20 protein-coding genes are annotated in these 22,921 nt (G+C 71.2%); 14 read left to right on the top strand and 6 right to left on the bottom strand.

Annotation, left to right across the window (positions count from 1 at the left end):
- Positions 1-20 precede the first annotated feature (20 nt).
- On the bottom strand, positions 21-1,025 hold the full coding sequence (locus ACFWTE_RS07940) for a DUF3558 domain-containing protein (RefSeq protein ID WP_378778561.1): 1,005 nt from the start codon (positions 1,023-1,025) through the stop codon (positions 21-23).
- 718 nt (positions 1,026-1,743) lie between these two features.
- Complete coding sequence (locus ACFWTE_RS07945) at positions 1,744-2,439, bottom strand: helix-turn-helix transcriptional regulator (protein WP_378778562.1); 696 nt, start codon at positions 2,437-2,439, stop codon at positions 1,744-1,746.
- Positions 2,440-2,488: 49 nt separating this feature from the next.
- On the opposite strand from ACFWTE_RS07945, the gene ACFWTE_RS07950 reads away from it, so the two are divergent.
- A complete protein-coding gene (locus tag ACFWTE_RS07950) occupies positions 2,489-3,178 on the top strand; it encodes an alpha/beta fold hydrolase (RefSeq protein WP_378778563.1) in 690 nt (229 codons plus the stop codon).
- A gap of 172 nt (positions 3,179-3,350) precedes the next feature.
- On the opposite strand, the gene ACFWTE_RS07955 is transcribed toward ACFWTE_RS07950, so the two are convergent.
- Positions 3,351-3,638: a hypothetical protein gene (locus tag ACFWTE_RS07955; protein ID WP_378778564.1), complete on the bottom strand. Its 288-nt coding sequence runs from the start codon at positions 3,636-3,638 to the stop codon at positions 3,351-3,353.
- 211 nt (positions 3,639-3,849) lie between these two features.
- On the bottom strand, positions 3,850-4,884 hold the full coding sequence (locus tag ACFWTE_RS07960; protein WP_378778565.1) for a coiled-coil domain-containing protein: 1,035 nt from the start codon (positions 4,882-4,884) through the stop codon (positions 3,850-3,852).
- Between the two features lie 684 nt (positions 4,885-5,568).
- Between ACFWTE_RS07960 and ACFWTE_RS07965 the strand changes: the two genes are divergently transcribed.
- The 7 genes from ACFWTE_RS07965 to ACFWTE_RS07995 all read left to right on the top strand — a co-directional run bounded on the left by ACFWTE_RS07965 (position 5,569) and on the right by ACFWTE_RS07995 (position 12,089).
- Positions 5,569-6,525, top strand: coding sequence for a methionine ABC transporter ATP-binding protein (locus ACFWTE_RS07965; RefSeq protein ID WP_378778584.1), 957 nt, complete (start codon positions 5,569-5,571; stop codon positions 6,523-6,525).
- A complete protein-coding gene (locus tag ACFWTE_RS07970) occupies positions 6,525-7,265 on the top strand; it encodes a methionine ABC transporter permease (protein ID WP_378778566.1) in 741 nt (246 codons plus the stop codon). Before ACFWTE_RS07965 ends, ACFWTE_RS07970 begins: the two co-directional genes overlap by 1 nt.
- A 132-nt stretch (positions 7,266-7,397) precedes the next feature.
- Positions 7,398-8,264: a MetQ/NlpA family ABC transporter substrate-binding protein gene (locus ACFWTE_RS07975; RefSeq protein ID WP_378778567.1), complete on the top strand. Its 867-nt coding sequence runs from the start codon at positions 7,398-7,400 to the stop codon at positions 8,262-8,264.
- Positions 8,265-8,417: 153 nt separating this feature from the next.
- Positions 8,418-9,815, top strand: coding sequence for a GH1 family beta-glucosidase (locus tag ACFWTE_RS07980; RefSeq protein WP_378778585.1), 1,398 nt, complete (start codon positions 8,418-8,420; stop codon positions 9,813-9,815).
- A 178-nt stretch (positions 9,816-9,993) separates the two neighbouring features.
- Entirely contained in the window at positions 9,994-11,028 is a 1,035-nt protein-coding gene (locus ACFWTE_RS07985) for a LacI family DNA-binding transcriptional regulator (RefSeq protein ID WP_378778568.1), read from the top strand.
- Between the two features lie 127 nt (positions 11,029-11,155).
- A complete protein-coding gene (locus tag ACFWTE_RS07990; protein WP_378778569.1) occupies positions 11,156-11,380 on the top strand; it encodes a hypothetical protein in 225 nt (74 codons plus the stop codon).
- A 34-nt stretch (positions 11,381-11,414) separates the two neighbouring features.
- Positions 11,415-12,089, top strand: a complete 675-nt coding sequence (locus ACFWTE_RS07995) for a hypothetical protein (RefSeq protein WP_378778570.1) — start codon at positions 11,415-11,417, stop codon at positions 12,087-12,089.
- A gap of 40 nt (positions 12,090-12,129) precedes the next feature.
- Here ACFWTE_RS07995 and ACFWTE_RS08000 read toward each other — a convergent pair whose 3' ends face one another.
- The gene (locus tag ACFWTE_RS08000) at positions 12,130-13,329 is read right to left on the bottom strand and encodes a D-alanyl-D-alanine carboxypeptidase family protein (RefSeq protein ID WP_378778571.1); all 1,200 of its coding nucleotides are present in this window, start codon (positions 13,327-13,329) and stop codon (positions 12,130-12,132) included.
- 683 nt (positions 13,330-14,012) lie between these two features.
- Here ACFWTE_RS08000 and ACFWTE_RS08005 point away from each other — a divergent pair.
- The 5 genes from ACFWTE_RS08005 to ACFWTE_RS08025 all read left to right on the top strand — a co-directional run bounded on the left by ACFWTE_RS08005 (position 14,013) and on the right by ACFWTE_RS08025 (position 20,857).
- Positions 14,013-17,288: a nitrate- and nitrite sensing domain-containing protein gene (locus ACFWTE_RS08005; RefSeq protein WP_378778586.1), complete on the top strand. Its 3,276-nt coding sequence runs from the start codon at positions 14,013-14,015 to the stop codon at positions 17,286-17,288.
- A gap of 232 nt (positions 17,289-17,520) precedes the next feature.
- The gene (locus ACFWTE_RS08010) at positions 17,521-17,922 is read left to right on the top strand and encodes a roadblock/LC7 domain-containing protein (RefSeq protein WP_014909276.1); all 402 of its coding nucleotides are present in this window, start codon (positions 17,521-17,523) and stop codon (positions 17,920-17,922) included.
- A gap of 98 nt (positions 17,923-18,020) precedes the next feature.
- Positions 18,021-18,437, top strand: coding sequence for a DUF742 domain-containing protein (locus ACFWTE_RS08015; protein WP_378778572.1), 417 nt, complete (start codon positions 18,021-18,023; stop codon positions 18,435-18,437).
- Positions 18,438-18,471: 34 nt separating this feature from the next.
- Positions 18,472-19,065 (top strand): ATP/GTP-binding protein, encoded by a 594-nt coding sequence (locus tag ACFWTE_RS08020; protein ID WP_017565656.1) that lies wholly within the window; start codon positions 18,472-18,474, stop codon positions 19,063-19,065.
- Positions 19,066-19,165: 100 nt separating this feature from the next.
- Positions 19,166-20,857 (top strand): DUF885 domain-containing protein, encoded by a 1,692-nt coding sequence (locus tag ACFWTE_RS08025; protein ID WP_378778573.1) that lies wholly within the window; start codon positions 19,166-19,168, stop codon positions 20,855-20,857.
- A gap of 45 nt (positions 20,858-20,902) precedes the next feature.
- On the opposite strand, the gene ACFWTE_RS08030 is transcribed toward ACFWTE_RS08025, so the two are convergent.
- Positions 20,903-21,871 carry an erythromycin esterase family protein gene (locus tag ACFWTE_RS08030; protein WP_378778574.1) on the bottom strand — a complete coding sequence of 323 codons (969 nt, stop codon included), beginning with the start codon at positions 21,869-21,871 and terminating at the stop codon, positions 20,903-20,905.
- Positions 21,872-22,059: 188 nt separating this feature from the next.
- On the opposite strand from ACFWTE_RS08030, the gene ACFWTE_RS08035 reads away from it, so the two are divergent.
- Positions 22,060-22,665, top strand: a complete 606-nt coding sequence (locus ACFWTE_RS08035) for an HIT family protein (RefSeq protein WP_378778575.1) — start codon at positions 22,060-22,062, stop codon at positions 22,663-22,665.
- The last annotated feature ends 256 nt before the right edge of the window (positions 22,666-22,921 follow it).

Here is a 22,921-nt window from a genome sequence, read left to right on the forward strand (position 1 = left end):
TCTCCGCCTGCGGTGGACGGTCAGGTGCCGACCACGGCCAGCGCGTCGGCGCCGGCGTTGAGCATGAGCTCCTCGACGTTGTCGGGGAGGACCAGGTCCTCTGCGGAGTCCTCACCGGTGAAGGACGGGTGCAGCTGGTACGTGATCTGGACGGTCATGTTCGAGGTCCGCACCAGCAGGACGGCCTGCGGGATGAGGTCGCCGACGAAGTCGTACTTGGTGAGGATGAAGTGGGCCTCGTCCCCGAGCTCCACCTCCTTGCTCTCCTCCACGTCGTCGGCGTCGTACAGGGTGCTGTACTCGCTCTCGCCGGTGATCTGTTCGACCGTGTCCTGGAACTGGGTCGTGGCGGCCTCGACGGAGTCGGCGGCGGAGTACGGGGTCTGGTACACGACCTCGAAGGAGGCGTAGCCGTCGGAGGCGTTGCCCTCCGGGGGCGTGGCGTCGAGGGTGTCGCAGTACGAGTTCTCGTCGCGGACGGACTTGTTGCCGCCGTCGGTGATGAGGAAGTCGGACGTGACCTGCTCGGTGAAGGCGTCGCAGGGCTCGGTGGGGACGGAGTAGGGGGGCTCCCCCGCGGGGGCCGCGTCGGTGTCCGGCTCCGGGGCCGGCTCGTCGTCGCCTCCGGCCGTCTCCTCCGCGCTCGCCGAGGGCTCGCCCCCGCCCGGTGTGGCGACGGTCGTCCCGTTGTTGCCGTTGGTGACCAGCATGACCACGACCGCGATCACGAGGACGATGATGATCGCGCCGCCGCCGATGACGACCCACAGGCCGGCCTTGCCGCCGCCCTGGGGCTGCGGGGGCTGTTGGGGCTGGGGGTATCCGGGGCCACCGCCGTAGGGGGGCTGGCCGCCGCCGTACATCTGCTGGTCCTGGCCGGGAAAGCCCTGGCCGGGACCAGTGGGGGCACCGTATCCGGGCTGGCCGCCCGTGTTCGGGGCACCGTAGGGGGGCTGGCCCCCGCTGTTGTCCCCGCCACCGTAGGGGTTCTGCGGTGGTTGGTTGTAAGGTCCGTTTTCGCTCATGGCTCCCCTCGCCCGTGATGTGCTGGCCGTGTTGTCTGGGACGCGTGTGAGCGCCTGTGGGTTCTCACGACTTCCCGGACCGCGCGATCGTGCCGGAGCACGCTCGCAGTGACCCGGGGCCGTGTGAGGGGAGGCGCACCTACCGCTACTGCCTTCCCGCGGGCGAGGGCGGAGGAGTGGGGCGGGGCGTTCCCCGTCTCTGTGAGGAGGGTCCCGGGGGCCGGGGGTGCCGATCACAGGTGGTCGGTGCCGGAGGATTCCTTCGGACCGAGGTCGGGACGTGTGCATCCTAACCGCGGGGTGTGTCCTCGCGGCAGCCCGGACCAGGGGTAACAGGGTGAATCGTCATTGTTTCGTGTCGATTGCGTGCGAGGTCATGGTTCGCGTGACTCAATCGTGACGCCGGTTCCTGGACTCCGGGGTCGGGTCCGGGGTATTGGGGGTGTCTGTCCGGTACGGAACCTCCGGCGCCGAGGGTCACCCGAGGCCCCTCCCGTCGTCACCGCGCGTGGGTGCGTGGGTGCGTGGGGGCCGGGGGTGGGGCGCGGCGCCGCCGCTGACCGGAACCGGCCACCGGCGACACCGCGTCGGCCTGGTGGTGGAGGGTCTTTCCCAAGGAGTGCGAATGCGCACTGCTCCCGGGGTTGCCAGCCCTGGTGGTCCCCCTCGCAGCACTCCTCCACGGAGGACCAGGCCGTCCTCGTCCGTGTCTGGCGGGTCAGGTCTCCGTGACGGCCTTGGCAGTGGCGGGTGGGGCGCCGACAGCCTCAACGGGGATGTCGAGCGCGGGTTCGGTGGTGAGGTGCGCGGCGGTCACGCGGTCGAGGCGCAGCCAGCGGATCGCCTCGCGGGTGCGGCAGTGCCCGATGAGATACCAGTGTCCTTGGGTTCGGGCGAGGAGGACGGGGTCGATGCGGCGGACGGTCTGCCTGCCGTGCCGGTCGCGGTAGTGCACGACGAGCACGCGCTGTTCGTGGCATGCCTGCTCGATGGTGTGGCGGGTGCGGGCATCGCCGGGGGTGTCGGTGCGGTCGATCCATACGCGGTTGTTGAGCGCGGTGGCGCGCTCTCGGGCGTTGGCGTCCATGACGCTGAGTGCTTTGACCAACGCGGCGCGGGCGTGGCTGTCGAAGGGCTGTCCGCGGTGGGCGGCCACGGCGGCGGCGAGCCCGGAGACCTCGGCGTCGGTGAAGTTCACCGGCGGCAGGGTGGCGGCGTCGTCGACCACGTAGCCGCCGCCCGGTCCGGGGCGTGCCCAGACGGGGAAGCCGCCGTGTTGCAGGGCCGAGATGTCCCGTTTGATCGTGCGGACGCTGACCTCGAAGATCTCGGCGAGGCGTTCGGCGGTGCGCCCGGCCGGTCCGGCGCGCCGCAGCTCCTCACGTAGGGCGTAGAGGCGTTCGGTGCGATTCACATAAAAATAGTGCCATACAGGTGACATGTTCGGCCGTGAGGATGGTGTTATGAGTAATTCACGTGAGCCGGTCTTGTTCCTCAGCGGCGCGGGGCTTCCCGCCTGGATCTGGGATGAGGTCCGACGCGACCTGGGCGACGGACGAGAGACCAGGGTCGCCTCGCGGCCTGAGAGCACCAAGGCGCGGCTGGACGACCATGTCCAGGCCGCGCTCGCCTCGGTGCCGGAAGGCAAGTTCGCCCTTGTCGCGCATTCGGGTGGCGGTGTGATCGGTGCGCAGATCACTCGGTGTGTGCCTGAGCGCGTCACCGCGCTCCTGGGAGTGAGTGCGGTGATCCCACCGACGGGTGGATCGTTCATCTCGGCGATGCCGGTGCCGAACCGGTGGGTGCTCGGTGCCGTGATGCGGTTCGCCGGGACCCGGCCACCGGACTCCGTGCTCCGGCGGGGTCTGGCCCACGGCCTCGACGACCAGGTCATCGACCGCATCATCGCCGACTTCACCCCCGAGTCGCCCGGCTACTACCGCGACCGGGTCGGTCGCGGGGCGTGGGACGGCCGGCGGGGCTATGTGCGCACTACCGGTGACCGCGAGCTGCCGCCGGCGCTGCAACGACGGTGCGCGCAACGCCTCGGCGCCGACTGGCATCACGACCTGGGCACCGGACACCTTCCGATGATCGAGGAGCCCCGGGCCGTGGCGGGGTTGATCGCTCGGTTCCTCGACGCGCGGGTGTGACACCGACGGACGCAGATCGACGTGATACCTCGCCTGAGCAGGGAAGACGCGTGGTTTCGGCTTGCAGGTCCCACGTCTGACGCAATGACTGCGTAGTGGCGGAGGTTCTTTTTCAAGGCGTGCGAACGCTCACGGGTTGACATCTGCTGGAAGCGGGCCGTCGCCGGGATGGCTACGGCTTTCCCATGATGCGTTCGTCGGCCGCGATGGCCGCACTGGTTGTGGTTGCAGGATGCTCCTCTGAGCCCCCTTCGGCTCCTGCGGTGGAGCCCGTGGAGAAGGAGCTGCCCACTGGGCTGTCCAGGGGTTCGATGGATCGTTGGGCGTTCTCGCGTTGCTTGCACTCGTCGGCCCGACCGTAGCGGGGGCCGGTGAGCATGGCCTCGAACATGGCCTCCGCTGGGTGCGGCGGCACCACCCCGTCAGCGGGGATCAGGTGCGCGGCACCCTCGATAGCCACTCGTTCCAACCCGAGGCGCCCTCTGCATCCGATGCGTGAATCGTGCATCAGATGCAGAGGGCGCGTGGTGGAAACGCCAAAATCGCAGGTGGGCAGATCGGAGGTGGAGTGTCTGTACACCTGAGTCGATGGTCTTCTTCTAGGCGTTTCACCTGCAGGAACGACTTCACGGGGCGTGCGAATGGTGCATCGGATGCAATACGCGCGGTTATCAGAACATCGAGATGTGCACGTGGTCGAAGTGGTTCTCGGTGATGTTGCCCCGGTCCGACATCGCACGCCAGTCGGTGTCGCCGCGGCGCACGTCCCAGATCTGCTGCCGGTAGATGATGTACATGATCCCGTAGTCGTCGGCGTGCTCCATCGCCCACTCGGAGATCGCCCAGCCGCGGTCGACCTCCTCCTGCGAGGGCATCCCGCCGTTCGGGTCCAGCATGAAGTCGCAGGCCCGCCCCAGGGGGTGTTCGCCGACGACCCATCCCCCGACCGCCCGGTAGCAGCCCACGCCGCCCACGTCCTGGCCCTCGCCGAACTCGTCGATGACCCGCTGGCGCATCAGCTCGGTGCGCGGGGTGATGTTGTACGGGCCGCCCATCGGCTGCTCGGGGTGGTCGGCGATCAGCCGGTCCACCTCGGTGCGGCGTTCCTCCAGTTCGTCCAGGTCCGACTCGACCTCGGCCAGCTGCTCCTCGGCGGCCTCCTGCGCGGTCTCGTCGCGGGTGAGGGCCTGGTCGAGCTGGTCGATCTTGTCCTGGTTGCTGGTGGCCAGGTAGTCGACGACCACGGCCCGGTCGATGACCGTGTCGGGGTCGGCCTCCACGAACAGCGACATCGACGGGTCGATGCCGCCACTGGTGTAGGTGGCGACCGCCAGCGCGCGCACCTGTTCGCGTGCCTCGTCGACGTCGCCCCGGGTGCCCTCGGCGCGCGTCTCGGCGCGCTCGGCCTCCTCGATCACGCCCTCCATGTCGCGGAGCTCACCGTTGTAGTCCTCACTGAGGCTGTCGGCGCGCTCCCTCAGGGAGCTCATGCTCTCGGGGTCCATGGGTGCCGCCGCGACGGCGGCCTGGGGAAGGACCAGGAACGTTCCGATCAGGCCTGCCACGAGGGCGGCCGCGCGTGCGCGACCGGGCCCCGCGATCGCCGGAAGCAGCCGCAAGAGGGTTTCGCCCCGCGCGTGGTCGGTGGGGTCGGGAGCCCAGAAGTCGGCGAAATCGTCCACTCGGCTCAGGTCGTCGGACTGCACTGTGTGGTCGCTCCTCGGGCCCGCGCACACCCCCGTCGGACACGGGAGGGGTGCGGGCGCTGCGTCTCGTCTTTATCCCGAACGGGGCCTGTGGCCGCCGTCGCGGCCTCGCCCCGGCCTCCTCGCGCGTGCCTGCGGCAGAGGGTGAGAGTCACGGGATGCTCTTGAGTGTAGGCACTCGCGCGAGGATTCGGGAGAGACGGGACGATTCCACCACCAGACAAACACATCAATGTGGTCTAAATAACCTGATCTAGGGTGGAAATTCAGGTGAAGCCGCTGGTCCGCCATGGTTGGCTTGTGACCGTGAAGGCTCCTGCGCGCGACCTAGCGACCACCATCCCCGCTCCGGTGGACGGCACCACGGAGTGTCCGACCCCTCCTCGGGGCTGCTGTCGCGCCCGCACGGGCCCCCAGGCCCGCCCGTAGGGTCCCCCGCCGGCCGGTCCGGGCCCGGCCACGTCGCCGTGAGGCGGCGTCGGACCTTCCGAAGCACCCGGGGGCGCCAACCGCCCCCGACGACCCGCCGTGCGCAACCGCACCGGCGCGTCGCCACCGCCCGCCCGCGGAGTGCTCCGTACGCTCGGACGTGGGCGTTCCCACGCCGAGTCAGCCCCCGCGTTCCCTGACAGGGCGCCGTGAGACCACCGCTGAGACGTCGATGGGATAACCGTGATTGACGCAGTGGGCCTGCACAAGGCCTACAGGTTGAAGAAACACCAGGTGACCGCTCTGGACGGGGTCGACCTGCACGTCGAACCCGGCGAGATCTTCGGAGTCGTGGGCCAGAGCGGCGCGGGCAAGAGCACGCTCCTGCGCTCGGTGAACCTCCTGGAGCGCCCCGACGCCGGAACGGTCGCGGTCGCGGGCGAGGAACTCACCTCGCTGCGCGGAGCCCGGCTGCGTGCGGCGAGGCGCAACATCGGCATGGTGCACCAGCACTTCGCCCTGTTGTCCTCGCGCACCGTCGCCGGGAACGTCGGATTCCCCCTGGAGGTCTCCGGTGTCGACCGGGCGGGCAGGCGGGCCCGCGTGGGGGAACTCCTCGAACTCGTGGGACTCGGGGACAAGGCGCGCGCCTACCCCGCCCAGCTCTCCGGCGGCCAGAAGCAGAGGGTCGGTATCGCCCGCGCGCTCGCCTCGGCCCCCCAGGTGCTGCTCAGCGACGAGGCGACCTCCGCACTCGACCCCGCCACCACCGACTCGATCCTCGCCCTGCTGCGACGCCTGCGCGACGAGCTGGGCCTCACCATCCTCCTCATCACGCACGAGATGGACGTGATCAAGCGGATCTGCGACTCCGCGGCGATCATGGAGAAGGGCGTCTTCCTGGAGTCGGGCAGGGTCCTCGACCTGATCGGCACCCCGGGGTCGCTGCTCGCGCGCTCCCTCTTCCCGCTGCCCGCCAACGGCGGCCCGGAGACGGTGTTCATCACCTACCCGCGCTCCTTCGACGAGCCGTTCATGTCCGAGCTGACCCGGCGCTTCGACGTCGACGTCAACATCCTGGGCGGTGGTGTGGAGCAGGTGGCCGGGCAGTCGGTCGGCCGCCTGAGCGTCGACATGCGCGGAGCGCGCCGGACCGAGGCGCTCACCTACCTGTCCGAGCACGGCCTACTGGTCGAGGAGGCCGGAAAGTGATGACCAACCCCGTCGACGTCCTCACCCTCGCCTCGGCCGCGGCCGACGGCGGCAACGCCTGGGACGCGATCGTCGCGTTCGTCCAGGACTGGCCGAACATGTGGCCCAACCTGTGGTTGAGCACCCAGGACACCCTCTACATGGTCGTGTGGTCGACCCTCGTCAGCGTGCTGGTCGGGCTGCCGCTGGGGGTACTGCTGGTGGCCACGGACAGGGGAGGGCTGACCCCGGCCCCGGCCGTGCGCGCCGTCCTCAGCGCCGTCGTCAACATCGGCCGCTCGCTCCCCTTCATCGTCCTGATGGTGGCGGTGCTGTCCCTGACCCGGTTCCTGGTGGGCACCACCCTGGGGCCCACGGCGGCGATCGTGCCCCTGAGTATCGGTGCGATCCCGTTCTTCGCCCGGCTGGTGGAGACCTCCCTGAGGGAGGTGGACCGCGGGGTCGTCGAGGCCGCGCACGCGATGGGCACCCGCCGGTCGACGATCGTCGGCAAGGTGATGCTGCCCGAGGCGCTGCCCGGCCTGATCGCGGGCCTGGTGATGACGGTGGTCGCCCTGATCTCCTACTCGGCGATGGCGGGCGCCATCGGCGGCGGGGGGTTGGGGGACCTGGCCATCCGGGAGGGCTACCAGCGGTTCAACGACCACTACCTGTGGGCCACCGTCATCTTGCTGATCGTGATCGTCCAGGTGGCCCAGAGCGTCGGCGACCTGTTGGTGCGCCGCCTGTCCCGGCGCTGACCGGCGCTGACCGGCGCTGACCGGCGGTCGGCCGAACCGCCGGGAGGACCCGAGGGGGCGGGCCGCGCGCCCGCCCCGGCCGTACCCCCCGCCCCCCGACGATTTTTCTGACCGACGAGGAAGGGGACAGCGATGACGGGGAGTACCACGGCACGAGTGGCGCGCGGGGTCGCCGCCGCGGGGTTGGCGGCGGCGCTGGCGGCCTGCGGCAGCCCCAGCGAGCGGGCCGAGGAGGGCACCGACGCCGAGGGCCTGACGACGCTGCGGATCGGCGCCACGCCGATGCCGCACGCGCAGATCCTGGAGTTCGTCAACGAGAACCTGGCCGAGGACGCGGGCCTGAACCTGGACATCGTGGTCTACACCGACTACAACCAGCCCAACGCCGCCCTCGCCGAGGGCGAGCTGGACGCGAACTACTACCAGACGGCCCCGTTCCTGGACGAGTACCTGGAGGGCAACCCCGACGCGGACCTGAGCTACGTGTCGGATGTGCACCTGGAGGCCTTCGGTGTCTACTCCCAGGAGCTCACGGACCTGGCCGACCTGCCCGAGGGCGGTGAGGTCGGGGTGCCCAACGACACCTCGAACATGGGCCGCGCCCTGGAGCTGCTCGCCGCGGAGGACGTGATCACGCTCGCCGACACCGGTGGGAGCGCCCCGTCGGTCGACGACATCGAGGAGAACCCCCTCGACCTCGTCCTCACGCCGGTGGAGGCCGCGCAGCTGCCGCGCTCGCTCCAGGACCTGGACGCGGCCGTGGTGAACGGCAACTACGCCCTGGAGGCGGACCTGCTCTCGACGGCCGACGTTCTGGCCTGGGAGGGGACCGAGGACAGCGAGTACGCCAACGGCCTGGTGGTGCGGTCCGAGGACGCCGCCGCCGAGGACATGGTCAGGCTCGACGAGCTGCTGCACAGCGACGAGGTGCGCCAGTTCATGGAGGAGCGCTGGGAGGGCATCGTGATCCCCTTCGGCGGAGGATCCTCCGAGGACTGAGCCCCGGGCGCCGGGGCCGCGGCCTCGGCGCCCGCGTAACGGTTGGGTTTCGGCCTGGGTCAGGTCGATTGACATCGAGGTACTACTCTGTTTGTTTTGTGGGAGCGCTCCCATAACGATGTCCCCTCGTCAAGGAAGGTGCGTACCGAAGAAGTGAGCAACCGCAACGATTTCCCCGAGGGCTTCCTCTGGGGGGCGGCGACCGCCTCGTTCCAGATCGAAGGCGCCACCACCGCTGACGGCCGGGGCCGCAGTATCTGGGACACCTTCGCCGAGACACCCGGCAAGGTCCTGGGCGGCGACACCGGTGACCCCGCCGACGACCACTACCACCGCTACGCCGACGACGTCGAGCTCATGCGCGAGCTGAACCTCGGTGCGTACCGCTTCTCCGTCGCCTGGCCCCGGATCGTCCCCGAGGGCTCCGGCGCCGTCAACCAGGCCGGGATCGACTTCTACGACCGCCTCGTCGACACCCTCCTGGACGCCGGGATCCAGCCCTGGGCGACCCTGTACCACTGGGACCTGCCCCAGCCGCTGGAGGACGCCGGGGGCTGGCCCGCGCGCGACACCGCCTACCGCTTCCGCGACTACGCCCAGATCGTGGCGGAGGCCCTCGGCGACCGCGTCAGCCACTGGATGACCATCAACGAGCCCTGGTGCTCGGCCTTCCTCGGCTACCACAACGGCCACCACGCCCCCGGCCACAAGGACGCGGCCCAGGCCCTGGCCGCCACCCACCACCTGCTGCTCGGCCACGGCCTGGCGACGGAGGCCATCCGCTCGACGGGTCACCCCTCCAAGGTGGGCCTGGCCCACAACCAGGCGGTCATCCGCCCCCACGGCCCCACCGCGGCCGACGCCCGCGCGGCACGCCGCGCGGACGGGGTGCGCAACAGGCTCTTCACCGACCCGATCCTCAAGGGCCGCTACCCGGCGGACGTCCTGGAGGACCTCGCCGACATCAGCGACTTCTCCTTCGTCTCCGCCGGGGACCTGGAGACCATCTCCGCGCCGCTGGACTTCCTCGGTGTGAACTACTACTCGCCCGAGTTCGTCGCGGCCTCCGCCAAGGGTCTGGACCCGGCGCTGGTCAGCGGCGAGGGGGGCGCCTGGCTCGGTGCCGACCCGGAGGAGGTGCACGTCTCCCAGGGCCTGCCCGTCACCCACATGGGCTGGGAGATCGACCCCACCGGTCTGTACGACGTGCTCCAGCGCCTGGCCGGGGAGAGCGGCGGGATCGACCTCTACGTCACCGAGAACGGCTGCGCCTTCGAGGACACCGTGACCGAGGACGGCCGGGTCCACGACACCGACCGCACCGACTACTACGAGGGCCACCTGAGGGCGGCCAAGGAGGCGGTCCGCGCCGGGGTGCCCCTGCGCGGGTACTTCGCCTGGTCGCTCCTGGACAACTTCGAGTGGGCGTGGGGGTACTCCCGCCGCTTCGGGATCGTGCACGTCGACTACGAGACCCAGCGAAGGACCGTCAAGGACAGCGGGCGCTGGTACGCCACACTGGCGGGGACGGGTCGGTTCCCCACACGCTAGACGCGGGCGCGCAGGCGCCGGCGGCCCGGTGGGCCGCGGACGACAGTGGGGTGCCCTCCGGGGCACCCCACACGGTCGTTCCCGGAGGGGTAACACCATGGAATCGCCCGTCGAACACACCACCGCCCCGGAAACGATCCCGGGTCGGTGGAACACGAACCCCAGAGGGAGCCTCGAAGTGGCCAAGAGCGGTGGCGGTCGGCAGCGTCCGACCCTGGAGATGGTGGCGGAGCGGGCCGGAGTCGGCCGCGGAACCGTCTCCCGGGTGATCAACGGTTCAGCCCAGGTGAGCCCGCACACCCGGGAGGCCGTGCACAACGCGATCGCCGAACTGGGCTACAGCCCCAACCAGGCCGCGCGCACCCTGGTCACCCGTCGGACGGACACGATCGCGCTGGTCGTCTCCGAACCGCGCGACCGGCTGTTCGCCGACCCGTTCTTCGCCGACATCATCCGAGGCGTCAGCTCGGTCCTGCACGAGCGCGACCTCCAGCTGATGCTGACCACGGCCCGTACCGAGGCCGAGCACAAGCGGGTGGGGGACTACCTCAGCGGCTTCCACGTGGACGGGGCGCTCCTGGTCTCCCAGCACCGTGACGACCCGCTCTCCACACGCCTGGCCGAGGCGGGTGTGCCGGTCGTGCACGGCGGCCGTCCCCACTCCCCGGACCAGCCCGCCCCCTACTGCGTCGACATCGACAACTACGGCGGCGCCCACGCGGCCACCCGGTACCTGTTGGACCGCGGGCACCGCCGTGTGGCCACCATCACCGGCTCGATGGACATGAACGCCGGTCAGGAACGCCTGCGCGGCTACCGCGAGGTCATGGCCTCCGCCGGGTTCGAGGTGGACGAGCGGCTCGTGGTCCGGGGGGACTTCAGCGTGGAGGGGGGCGCCGAGGCGATGACACGGCTCCTGGACACCGGGCTGAAGCCCGACGCGGTGTTCGCCGGTTCCGACATGATGGCCATCGGCGGTCTGCGCGTGCTGCGCGAGCGGGGGCTGCGCGTACCCGACGACGTCGCCCTGGTCGGCTACGACGACACCGTCATGGCCCAGCACAGCGACCCGCCGCTCACCACCATCCACCAGCCCACGGTCCAGATGGGCCGGGAGATGGCCGGCCTGCTCGTCGACGTGGCGATCCCCCGGACGGTCGAGGCGGAGACGGTCATCCTCGACACGCACCTGGTGGTGCGCGAGTCCGGCTGACCCCCGCGCAGGCGGAGGGGAGGCCCGGAAAACGCCTGTGACCCGCCTGTTCGCCGCAGCCCGGCTGGACTCGCACACGGCCGTTGTGCGAGGCTGGTCGCGATTTCGCGGGAGACGGTGGGAGCGCATGGAGCCGATGCGGGGACCGACACACGCCCGGTGCGCGATTTCGTCGTGCGGGTGGTGCGACCAGGAAGGCGTCGAGTGCCGGTTCTGTTCCGGAACGGGGTGGTGGCGGCCCGAGCGGCCGCACCGGGACGGGAGCGGCGTGATCGTCTGGCTCAGGATCGACGAACCCTGCCGGGGGTGCGCCGGGACGGGCAAGGAGCACAGCCCGACCGCCGCCCTCTGAGGACTCCCGCCCCCGCCTGGAAAAGGAGAAGCACATGCGCTGGGTGACCTATCTCTCGCCGAGTGGCGGGGGCGAGCGCGTCGGGGTCCTGGACGACGGGGACGTGCTGGGCAGCCCCGACCCCGGCAGTCTGGCCGACCTGCTCGGCGCGGGCGGCGACGCCCTGGCCGCGGCCGGCCTGCGGGCCGTCGCCGCACCGGTCGAGATCATCGTCGAACCGGAGGCGCGCATGTGTGCCCCGGTGAGGCCGACGGTCCTGGTTCCCGCGCTGGTCGACCGCGAGGTGTGGGAGATCCATCCCGAACTCGTGCGGGGCGCCGACGACGCGGTCCTGCCCGCCGCGCGTTCGGCGCTGGTGGGCGTGGCGGCCGTCGCCGGTGGCGACGGTCCGGCGAGCGCCTATACGCCCGCCTGCCTGTGGCTGGACGCGGAGGGGGCGGCGGTGCAGCTGAGCCTGGGACCCGTCCTGACCACCGCCGACGAGATGCCGGGGGCGCCGTTGGAGCTGAGCGCCTCGGTGGACGACAGGGAGGTCGGTCGGGGGATCGCCGATCCGGCCCATGAGTGGCTGGTCTCGGGACCCTCCGGCGCGGGCGGCGTGCGCGTCCTGCTGCCGGTCTCCACCCCGCGCCTGGACGAGAACGACGAGCTGTTCGTGGACGCGGGCGTCCTGGGGACCTTCGAGGTCCGGGTCGGCTCGCAGGTCTGACCGGCTGCCCCGGGCCGGGCGGTCCGGAGCGCGGACGGAGTCAGGGAGCGAACTCCCAGTGCCAGGGCTCGAACCCGCCGCGTGCCCAGAGCGGGTTGTCCCAGCCGTGCCCGGGGGCGTGGGCCAGCATCCACTCGTGTTCGGGTGAGCCGACCTCGTTCACGCCACCGCACAGGTCCACGGCCACTCCCAGCCCGTGCTGGCTGGTGCCGGGCTCGGCGGCCATACCGGGCAGCATCTCCCGGAACAGGCTCACCTGCTCGTGGTAGGGGCGGTAGGAGTCGGTCACGCACATGGGCCGGCCGAACTCCCCGCGGTAGGCGCCGTCGAGTTCGATGAAGGCCTCGGCGGCGTCGGCCCGCAGCCGTTCTCCCGGTTGGGGGAGGGGGCACAGCACCGACTCCGGTACCCGGCCGTTGGCGTGGGTGATGGTGTCACCCGCCGTGCATCCCGTCTCCGCATTCGACGCGGAGGATTTCCGTCCCTCCCCGTTTTCTTCGTCTTTGTCATTGTTTCGTTCGCCGTTGTTGTCATCGTTGGATGACAAGGCCGCGCGCGCGTTGCGCAGGGTCTCCTCGCGGCGCCGCTCCTGTCCGCCCGGATCGCGGACCCCGGTGAGCCGCGACTCCAGGCGGGTCTGCTCGGCCAGGAGCCATCCCGTGCGCTCCTCCTGCTCGGCGACGGCCTCCTCCGCCTCCTCCCGGGCGGCGGCAGCGGCCTCGGTCGCCTCGGCCTGTTCCCGCTCGGCGGTGTCGGCCAGTCCGCGGACGGTCTCCGCCGCGACCCGCGCCGCCCCGGCCCGGTCGAGGTCGGCGGCGCGGTGCTCTCCCAGCAGGTGCAGGAGGGCGCCGCGTTCGAGCATCCCGGAGGGGCCCTCGGATCCGCCCCAGGCGTGTACCGGTCCCACGTCGGCGCCCATGTAGACCGCCGCCGCCTGCCGGGCGGCGGAGAGCCGGGACTCCTCTCCTCGTTCCCCCGCGGTCCCCGCGCGCTCGGCGGCCTGGTCGCTCCGCTCGGTCAACTCCTCCAGACGTTCTCTCTCCTCGTCATAGCGCTCGATCTTGCCGAGGGCCTCCTGTCGTAGGACCTCCGTGTCCGCGCGCAGCTCGGCCAACTGGACGCGCACGTCCCCGAGGGCGGACTCCCCGGCGGTGTCGTCGGCTGCGGCTCCCGGGGCGGAGGCCAGGGTGAGGAGCACCGCGAGGCTCAGCGGCAGCGCATCGGTGACCGAAATGGGCAAGTTTCGGGGTGCGGAAGCCCTCCCGGCAGAAGAACGCTTCGACCGCAATTCATTACGCACGGTAGTCGAATATGGGCAGGACGGGGCACGCATCTCCGCTTCCTCCTCAGGACCTGCGTCTACGTCGTGTCACGATGTCATGTCGGGGTGGTCTTGGTGGGTAAGCAGATGGTGTGTCCAAAAAGTTACCCAACCCCCTGGGCGGGTTTCGGTCCCTGTGCCTGACCTGGTGGATTAGCCATAATGCCGACATTGGGGGCATTATGCTGTCAGGTGGACGAAGATGATCTTGTCGATCGCCGCCAATCGGCGGAAGCGATACCTTCGCACGCATTGGTACGCTATCCACCGCACGCGCACCCACTGAAGCTTTTGGGTGTGCGGAGCCTCTCCTCCCAGGCGAGTCCGGCGGACAGTCTTCACATCTCCCCACATTCCCCACCGCTCCTGGTTCGGTGGCCCACGTGGTCTCCACCGTTTTTCCCGAAGAGTCTTCGGCCGGAGCGGTCGGCCCCTGGGGTCCAACCAACCGCTCGAGGCGGTGACACGAAAGGTTGCGAGGGTCCGTGTCGACACGAGCGACAAAAGACGGGGCCAGCGCTCAGAGCGCGGCGGCGCAGGCCGAACACGCCGGCGCCGAGCCCCAGCGCAGAGCCAAATGGTGGCGGCCACGCAACTGGCGGGTGCGCTCCCGACTGGTGGCCCTCATCGTCATCCCCACCGCCGTGGCGCTCGCGCTCGGCGGGCTGAGGGTCTACGAGGCCGCGGTCTCCACCGTCACCCACGCGCACATCGAGGACCGCGCCGAAGTCGGCGTCCTCATCGTGCAGCTGGCCAACCAGCTGGGTCGTGAGCGCACCGCCAGCGCGGTGTACATCTCCGACAACGCCGACCCCGTGCGGCGGTCCGACGAGCTCAGGCAGGAGATGGAGGAAGAGCGCGACGCCACCCGCAACCTCCAGCAGAGCCTCACCGCCCGGCTCGACGACATCGGCGAGGTCGAGGGCTCCATCGCCAACACCCGCCTCACCGGTATGCGGAGCCAGATCTCGACCCTGGACGCCCTGCGCACCGAGGTCGACGAGACCCGCATCACGGTCCTTCCCGTCGTCACCAAGTACCGCACCGTCTCCCGGGCTCTGACCGAGTTCAACCAGACGATCGCGGACGACACCGGGGACACCGACCTCCGCGAGAGCGTCCGGACGCTCACCGCGCTCTCCAACGCGCGTGACCAGCTCTCGTACGAGACCGCGCTGATGAGCCACTCGCTGGCCCGCGACTCGATGACCGGCGGTATCTCCGAGGCCATCGACTCCAGCCGCGCCCGCTACGAGAACGAGATCTCCAACTTCGTCCAGGCCGCGTCCACCGAACAGCGCGCCGTCTTCGACGAGTACTTCACCGGTCTGGAGGTCAGCCAGGTCTCCACGATGCGCATGCGCGTCATGTACCGCGCCGAGCGCGACGACCAGCTGACCGGCGTGACCGCCAACGACGGCCCGGACGCGTACAAGGACATCGCCGACATCGCCCTGGAGCGCCTCCAGACGGTCGAGGAGGAGATCGCCGAGGGCATCGCCGGCGAGGCCAACGACCTGCGGGCCGACGCCATGACGCGCGCCCTCACCGACCTCGTCCTCGTCGCCCTGGTGCTTCTCGCGGTCTTCATCCTCACCTCCGTGGTGGTCCGCTCCCTGGTGCGCCCGCTGCGCACCCTGGAGGACGGCGCGCGCAGGGTCGCCGAGCGCGACCTGCCCGACGCGATCAACCGGATGCAGGAGGCCGGTTCGGTTCCCGAGACGGTCAAGGTCACCCCGATCGAGGTCGAGAGCAACGACGAGATCGGCGAGGTGGCCCGCGCCTTCGACGACGTCCACCGCGTGGCCCTGACCCTGGCCTCCGACGAGGCGGCCCTGCGCAGCAACGTCAACGCGATGTTCGTCAACCTGTCCCGCCGCAGCCAGACCCTGGTGGAACGGCAGCTGCGCCTGATCGACGGCCTGGAGCAGTCCGAGCAGGACTCCGACCGGCTGTCCGACCTGTTCCAGCTGGACCACCTCGCCACGCGCATGCGCCGCAACAACGAGAACCTGCTGGTCCTGTCCGGCCAGGACAACACCCGCAAGTGGGCCCAGCCCGTCCCGCTGGTCGACGTCCTCCGTGGCGCGGTCTCCGAGGTCGAGCAGTACGAGCGCGTCAACGTGCGCGCCCCCTCCCACATCTCGGTGCTCGGCCGCCCGGTCAACGACGTCATCCACCTCGTCGCCGAGCTCGTGGAGAACGCCACCTCGTTCTCCCCGCACGACACCGAGGTCCTGGTCAGCGCCAAGTCCCTCGACAACGGCGCCGTCCAGGTCGACGTCACCGACAGCGGCATCGGCATGGCCCCCGAGGACCGGGCGGCGATCAACGCCCGCCTGGCCGCCCCGCCGGTCATCGACGTCGCCGTCTCGCGCCGCATGGGCCTGTTCGTGGTCTCCCGCCTGGCCCACCGCCACGGCGTCACGCTCCGCATCGAGGAGGCGCACGGGGGCGGCACCACCGCCCACGTCACCTTCCCGCCGGACCTGCTGATCACCCCCGTGGAGGGGCAGCACGCCCTCGGCGGGGCGAACAGCCGGCCCGAGCTCACCTCCGGGGCCCCGGACACCTTCGCCGACGCCCAGGCGGCCTTCGCCTCCAGCCCGGCGGCGACCGAGCCCGGCGACCCCTGGCAGACCCAGGAGACCGGGGCGGGAGCCGGTGACCTCAGCGGACTGCCCAAGCGCCAGCCCACCACCGCCCGGAGCGACGAGCACCCGCCCAGCGGCCAGGACCTCTGGCGCAAGCCCGACTCCGACGCCGACTCGGTCTGGGGCACCTCCAGGGGTTCCGGAGCCACCAGCGCGAACACCGGAGCCAACGGCCGACCGGTCGTCGACCCCTACGACGCGCCCGAGGAGGACGAGCAGCCTCCGAAGCCCGAGACCGGCGGCCGCAGCCTCTTCGACCCGGCACCCCGCTCCGACGCGGGGAGTGACTCGCCCTTCCGCGACAGCGGGTCCGTGGGCCGCTCCTCCGACACCGGATCGTTCAGCCGTCCCGCCGACACCGGGTCCTTCCGGCGCCCCGTCACCGACACCAGCGCCTTCCGGCGCCCGGCCGGGGCGACCGAATCCTACGACGGCTTCGGCAACGCGGGGTCGTCGTCGCAGAGCGGCGGACACGCCGACCGGAACGGGTTCGGCAGGGACGACAACGCGGGCCGCGACGCGACCGGCGCCCACGAGCGCCCGGCCGCCCCGGCACGGAGCGACGACACCGAAACCTTCCCGGCCGTCACCTCCGACTGGAGCACCGGTACCCAGCAGCCCCAGGCCCCGTCGTCCAACGACACCGGGAACTGGCGCTCGGGCGGCGGCGACACGCGTGAGGGGTACGGCTCGACCGCCTACCTCTCCCGCCGCTACGGAGGTACCCAGGGGCCGAACAACACCGTCGTGCCGCCGAGCCCCTCGGGCGAGGACAACGACTCGCTGCCGATCTTCGACGCGATCGAGTCCAACTGGTTCAAGCGCCGTACGGGCGGACCCACGGTGGACACCACCGAGACCGGTCCGATCCCGCAGGTCGACCCGGACCAGGGCCGACAGGCGCAGCCGACCCGGCCCGCCCCCCGCTCCCAGACCGCCTCAACCGACCAGGACACCCGTTCCGAGCAGGAGTGGAACTCCGCCGCCGACCGCGGATGGAAGGCCGCGCGCACCGCTGCCGAGCCGCTCGCCGGCGGTCTGACGACCTCGGGCTTGCCAAAACGGGTTCCCAAGGCAAACCTTGTCCCAGGAACAGCCCCCAAGCCGGAGAACTTCAAGCAGATGCCCACTCGTAGTGCGGACCGTGTCCGAAACCGCTTCTCTGGTTTCCAGAAGGGTGTCCGTGACGGCCGCAGCCAGCTCGGCGAAGGTGCGGAGGAGTGACCCCAGTGGAACCTGGCGGGACGGGGTCCCCCTTATTCGGGGAAGCTGGATGCAATAGCATCTACCGAGCTTCTCGGATGCGCCGGACCCATCGCTCGACCAGAGCAGAACACCAGACTCCCGGCCACCCCCACGGGAGGGGCCGGGCAGTGCCTAGAGGCAGTGCTGTCACATGCCGTGCCGGCGGTAGCAGTGCCGAGAGACCAAACCGGCGAATTGGACAGGAGATCAGATGAGTCGACAGGTGAATGAACTCAACTGGTTGATCACTGACTTTGCCGACCGGGTCCCTGACGTCGCCCACGCGATCGTCGTCTCCTCAGACGGCCTTCCGCTGGCCTCGTCGGCGGGGTTCCCGGCTGACAGGGCCGACCAGCTGGCGGCGATCGCCTCCGGCCTGTCGAGCCTGACGCAGGGTGCGGCCCGGGTGTTCGAAGGTGGGGCGGTCGCCCAGACCGTGGTGGAGATGGAGCGGGGGCTGATGCTCATCATGGCCATCAGCGACGGCTCCTGCCTCGCGGTCCTGGCTGCCGCGGAAAGCGACCTCGGCTTGGTCGCGTACGAGATGACCCTGCTCGTCGAGCGGGCGGGGCGGGCGCTGACACCAACGGCGCGCACCTCGGGAATCCACTGATCCACCACCGACAGGAGGAAGTGGTGGCACCTCACAGTAGAGATGCCGGGAGCGCCTCGTGGTTCGGGCAGCAGCCGGGCGGACCCCCTCACGGGGGAATGCCGGCTGCGCCGGGCGGCGGAGATGTTCCTCGACCAATCCAACAACAGTATGAACAACGACCCGCTGCGGGGAGCGCGCCCAGTTCGCTGGTCCGCCCCTACGCGGTCACCAAGGGACGCACCAAGCCGAAGTCGCAGCTTCCCCTGGAAGCTCTGATCTCGGCGACCGCCGCGGCCCGTAACGAGTCTGGGACGCTGACGCCCGAATGGCAGGCGATCAGCGACCTGTGCCGGGAATGGCGTTCCGTGGCGGAGATCTCCGCGCTGTTGCGGATGCCGCTCGGTGTGGCGCGGGTGCTTGTGGCGGACATGTCCGAGCAGGGACTGGTCCAGATCAGGTCCTCGCTCAACAACGAAGCCCGTCCCAACACCAACCTGCTTGAAAGGGTGCTCAGTGGACTTCGCAAGCTCTAGCCCAGCCGAGGAAGGCGGTGCTGGGGGGAACGCGATGACGTCGGTCAAGATCGTCGTCGCCGGGGGCTTCGGTGTCGGGAAGACGACATTCGTTGGCTCTGTCTCCGAGATCGTGCCGCTGACCACCGAGGCGGTCATGACCAGCGCCAGCGTCGGGGTGGACGACCTCGCCAAGACGCCGGACAAGCAGACCACCACCGTGGCGATGGACTTCGGCCGCGTCTCCCTCGACTCCGACCTGATCCTGTACCTGTTCGGAACACCCGGACAGCACCGGTTCTGGTTCATGTGGGACGACCTGGTCAAGGGCGCGATCGGTGCCGTCGTGCTGGTGGACACCCGCCGTCTGGCGGACTGCTTCCCGGCGATCGACTACTTCGAGGAGGCGCGCCTGCCGTTCATCGTGGGGATCAACGGCTTCGACGGCTACTACCCCCACGCCGCGGACGAGGTCCGGGACGCTCTGACGCTCAGCCCGGAGATCCCCATCGTCCAGGTGGACGCCCGTGACAAGGCCTCCACCAAGTCGACGCTCATCACCCTCGTCGAGCACGCCATCACGGTGGGGGACCCCGAGGGCGCCGCCGGACAGCCCACCTCCACGGGCGGTCAGAACTCCTGGCGTTAGCCCGCAGGCTTCTGGGCCAACCCGGGCCGGGGTCCCGCACAGAGCACGGCCCGGTTCCCGCGACGCGGGAACCGGGCGTTCGTGCTGGCATCATGGCGGGATGAGCTCTTCCTCCCAGCCCGACGCAGAGGCGATGACCCGGCGGTTCCGCGATGTGGCCGAGCGGGTGCTCGACTTCCTCCTCGACGAAGCCCCCGAGTGGGCGCTGGACCTGGGCGACACCAGGGGTGCGGCCCGCCTGTCCGACCTGTCGGTGCAGGCCGACACCCGCCGCGTCGCGGTGCTCACCGACGCCCTCGGATCCCTCGACGAGATCGACGGCGACCTGATCCCCGCGGGCGACCTGGTCGACCTGGAGGTCCTGCGGTCGAGGATCAGCGCCGACCTGTGGCACACCGCGGAACTTCGCCCCCACACGTGGGATCCGCTCATGCACTCTCCCGGAGAGGCCGTCCACGCCCTCCTGGAACGCGACACCCTCCCGCTCCCCGAGCGCCTGGCCGCGCTGGCCGCCCGCTGTGCCGCCCTGCCCGACTACCTCGCCACCGCGCGCGCCCGCCTGTCAGAAGGGCCGGGCATGCCCCGTGTGCACGTCGAGACGGCTCTGGCGCAGCTCGACGGCGCCCGGTCCATGCTCACCTCGGCCGTGCCCGCGCTGGCCGCGCGGGAGGAGGCGTCGGCGGCGCCCGGGCTCGAACCGGAGCGGCAGGCCGCGCTGGCCGCGGTGGAGGAGTACGCGGACTGGCTCAGGGGGCAGCTCGGGGGCGCCACCGCCGACCCCCGCCTGGGCGCCCGGGACTTCGCCGCACAGCTCTGGTACACGCTCGACTCCGAACTGTCGCCGGAGGCGCTCCTGGTCCGCGCGGAGAGCGACCTGCTGGCCACGGAGGAGGCGATCGCCGAGGTCGCCGCCGAGTACGAGGGCCGCCCCCGCCGCCAGGGCCAGGTGGCGGAGGTGCTGTCGGCGCTCGCCGCGGAGAACGCGACCGACGCCGACACCGTGCGCCCGGCCTGCGCTGACGCGCTCCTGCACCTGGGCGAGCGGGTGCGTGAGCTCGACCTGGTGACGGTGTACGACGACCCCGTCCGGGTCATCCCGATGCCCGAGGCGCGCAGGGGCGTGTCCGTCGCCTACTGCGACCCGCCCGGCCCCCTGGACCCGCGGGCCCGGGACCAGCCGACGCTGGTGGCGGTCGCCCCGCCGCCCGCCGACTGGCCCGCCGAGCGCCGGGCTTCGTTCTTCCGTGAGTACAACGCGGCCATGCTGCGCAACCTCATGGTCCACGAGGCGGTGCCGGGCCACGCCCTCCAGCTCGCCCACGCCGCCCGCCACACCGGCGGCACCCGGGTCGGAAACGTCCTCTGGAGCGGCACCTTCATCGAGGGCTGGGCGGTCTACACCGAGGAGGTCCTCGCCCGTCACGGCTGGTCGGAGGACCCCAGGGAGAACCTCGCCCTGCGCCTGGTGCAACTCAAGATGCGCCTGAGGATGATCCTCAACGCGATCCTGGACGTGCGCCTGCACGCGGGTGACCTGGCCGAGGCGGAGGCGGTCTCCCTGCTGACCCGGCGCGGCCACCAGGAGGAGGGCGAGGCGGTGGGAAAGTGGCGCCGGGCCCAGCTCACCAGCGCCCAGTTGTCCACCTACTACGTGGGCTACGCGGAGGTGTCCGACATCGCCCGCGACCTGGCCGTCGCGCGCCCCTCGCTGACCGAGCGCGGCCGGCACGACGCGATGCTCGCCCACGGCTCCCCGCCCCCGCGCCACCTGCGCACCCTGCTCGGGTTGTAGGGGCGCCGCAGGGGAGCGCCGCGTGACCCGGCGGCCTCCACCGGGTCATGGGTGTTCCGCGGGAGCCCGGAGCGGCGTCGGAGCGCTCACCCGCGCCATGTGGACGAAGGCGTCGGCGACCGGGGCCGTGCCCGGGGCCTCCACCCAGGTCCGGGCCTCGTTGTCCCGGTCGTGGGAGGGGCCGACACACCGCACGCGCGACGTCCGCCGCCACCACGCGACGACGTCGTCGGGAGCGTCGGCCAGATGCGCCAGGTCGAGGTGGAAGGCCTGGTGGGGGACGCCCTCGAAGGCGGACTCGGCCAGGTCCGGGGAGGGCGGGAGCGCCGGGTGCCCCAGGATCTCGCCGCGGCCGAACGTGAGCGCGACCACGGCGTAGCGGTCGCCCAGTTCGGCACGCAGGCGGTGCCCGGCGGAGGGGTGCAGTTCTTCGGGCGCCTCGCCGAGGATCCTCGGCGAGGCGGCCACGAGGTGGGCGGTGCCGCCCCAGTGCACGACCCGCTGTCCCGTGCGGCCGTGCCACTCCAGGTCCCGCCGGGCCAGGTCGGCCTCGACCTGTGCGAGGTCCGCCGGCGCGGAGGACGCCTCCGAGGCTGTCTCGTGGACGACCCGTACGGGGTCGTCGGGGTGTTCGGCCGCCCACCCCCTCAGCCACGTGACGAGGTCGAGCGCCTCCCCGGTGTGCAGGAAACCCTGGGAGGCCAGGAGCAGGGCCGCCGGGTCGCCCTCCCCGGTGGTCACGTAGTGGTCGAGGAGGGCGGCAGCGGCGGCGAACGGGCCCTGGGTCCCCTCGATGGCGAGCGCGCGGAAGCCGTGGTCCTCCACGGCGGAGCGCAGCAGGAGGCGTGCCGCCACCGTCAGCTCGCGGGTGACCCGCGTCGTGGCCGCGAGCCCGAGGACCGAGGCCTTCGCGGGGCCTCCACCGGGGTGGAGCGGGATGGTGCGGTCGTGCGGGGCGATCGGCTCGGCGAGGCTCGCCACCCACGGGGCGGCTGGGTGTGTGCTGGTGGACACGGTGGCTCCTGGCGGGTTCGGGTGCGGTCCGGGGTCGCCCGGCCCGCACCCGAACCTAGAACCTCAACTAATATTGAGGTAAAGGGCCCGTGCGGCACCGCCCCACATCATGGCGACACGCCCGCACCCGGGCGCTCCTATGCTTGGGGACGCGGAGAGTACGGGCGGGCGACGGAAACGGACGGGCCATGAACGGTGCCGAGAACGGACGGGACGAGCAGGGGGGCGCCCCCGGAGCGGGAACCGGGGCCCCCGACGGCTGGGACCGCCTGTGGACCCCGCACCGGATGGCCTACATCAAGGGCGAGGGCAAGCCCAGCGGCTCCCGCCCCGAGGACGGCTGCCCCTTCTGCCGCGCGCCCGGACTCACCGACCCCGAGGGGCTCGTGGTCGCCCGCGGCAAGAGCGCCTTCGCGGTCCTGAACCTCTACCCCTACAACAGCGGGCACCTGCTGGTGTGCCCCTACCGCCACGTCTCGGAGTACACCGGGCTGGACGAGGACGAGACCGCGGAGGTCGCCGCCCTCACCCGGGCCGGGATCCGGGCCCTCACCGACGCCTACCACCCGCACGGCTTCAACGTCGGCATGAACCTCGGCAGTGCGGCGGGCGCCGGCATCGCCGCCCACCTGCACCAGCACATCGTTCCGCGCTGGGGCGGCGACTCCAACTTCATGTCCGTCGTCGGCCACACCAAGGTGCTGCCCGAGATGCTGGAGCAGACCCGCGTGAAGCTGGCGGAGCACTGGCCCCGCGACCAGGGAGTCCCGCCCGAAAGGTCTGCGGACCGGTGAACGGCCGTCCGGGCGGTCTCCCGCGGCACGATGTGCGGAGTTCGGCCGGGTGGTGCCCCGCGAGCGCCGAGGCACCGGGGTGGACTGCCCGGTGGCCGCGGGCCCGCAAGCATGCACCGAACACGACCTGGGCGGACCCGCCCAGGTCACCGACCGCGCGGCGGCCCCACGGCCGCCCACCCGCGCGGCCACGGCTCCGTTCCCCCGGCCCGGTTCCGGGCAGCCCCGTGGCGCGCCACCCCCACCGGACGCGGTT

Source organism: Nocardiopsis sp. NPDC058631, from assembly GCF_042716955.1.
Taxonomy (GTDB): Bacteria; Actinomycetota; Actinomycetes; order Streptosporangiales; family Streptosporangiaceae; genus Nocardiopsis.

Bases quoted from the DNA above. Each gene is read 5' to 3' on its own strand.
- ACFWTE_RS07940 (WP_378778561.1), bottom strand. From the start codon at position 1,025: ATGAGCGAAAACGGACCTTACAACCAACCACCGCAGAACCCCTACGGT.
- ACFWTE_RS07950 (WP_378778563.1), top strand. From the start codon at position 2,489: ATGAGTAATTCACGTGAGCCGGTCTTGTTCCTCAGCGGCGCGGGGCTT.
- ACFWTE_RS07970 (WP_378778566.1), top strand. From the start codon at position 6,525: ATGACCAACCCCGTCGACGTCCTCACCCTCGCCTCGGCCGCGGCCGAC.
- ACFWTE_RS07975 (WP_378778567.1), top strand. From the start codon at position 7,398: ATGACGGGGAGTACCACGGCACGAGTGGCGCGCGGGGTCGCCGCCGCG.
- ACFWTE_RS07990 (WP_378778569.1), top strand. From the start codon at position 11,156: ATGGAGCCGATGCGGGGACCGACACACGCCCGGTGCGCGATTTCGTCG.
- ACFWTE_RS07995 (WP_378778570.1), top strand. From the start codon at position 11,415: ATGCGCTGGGTGACCTATCTCTCGCCGAGTGGCGGGGGCGAGCGCGTC.
- ACFWTE_RS08010 (WP_014909276.1), top strand. From the start codon at position 17,521: ATGAGTCGACAGGTGAATGAACTCAACTGGTTGATCACTGACTTTGCC.
- ACFWTE_RS08015 (WP_378778572.1), top strand. From the start codon at position 18,021: ATGCCGGCTGCGCCGGGCGGCGGAGATGTTCCTCGACCAATCCAACAA.
- ACFWTE_RS08020 (WP_017565656.1), top strand. From the start codon at position 18,472: ATGACGTCGGTCAAGATCGTCGTCGCCGGGGGCTTCGGTGTCGGGAAG.
- ACFWTE_RS08025 (WP_378778573.1), top strand. From the start codon at position 19,166: ATGAGCTCTTCCTCCCAGCCCGACGCAGAGGCGATGACCCGGCGGTTC.
- ACFWTE_RS08035 (WP_378778575.1), top strand. From the start codon at position 22,060: ATGAACGGTGCCGAGAACGGACGGGACGAGCAGGGGGGCGCCCCCGGA.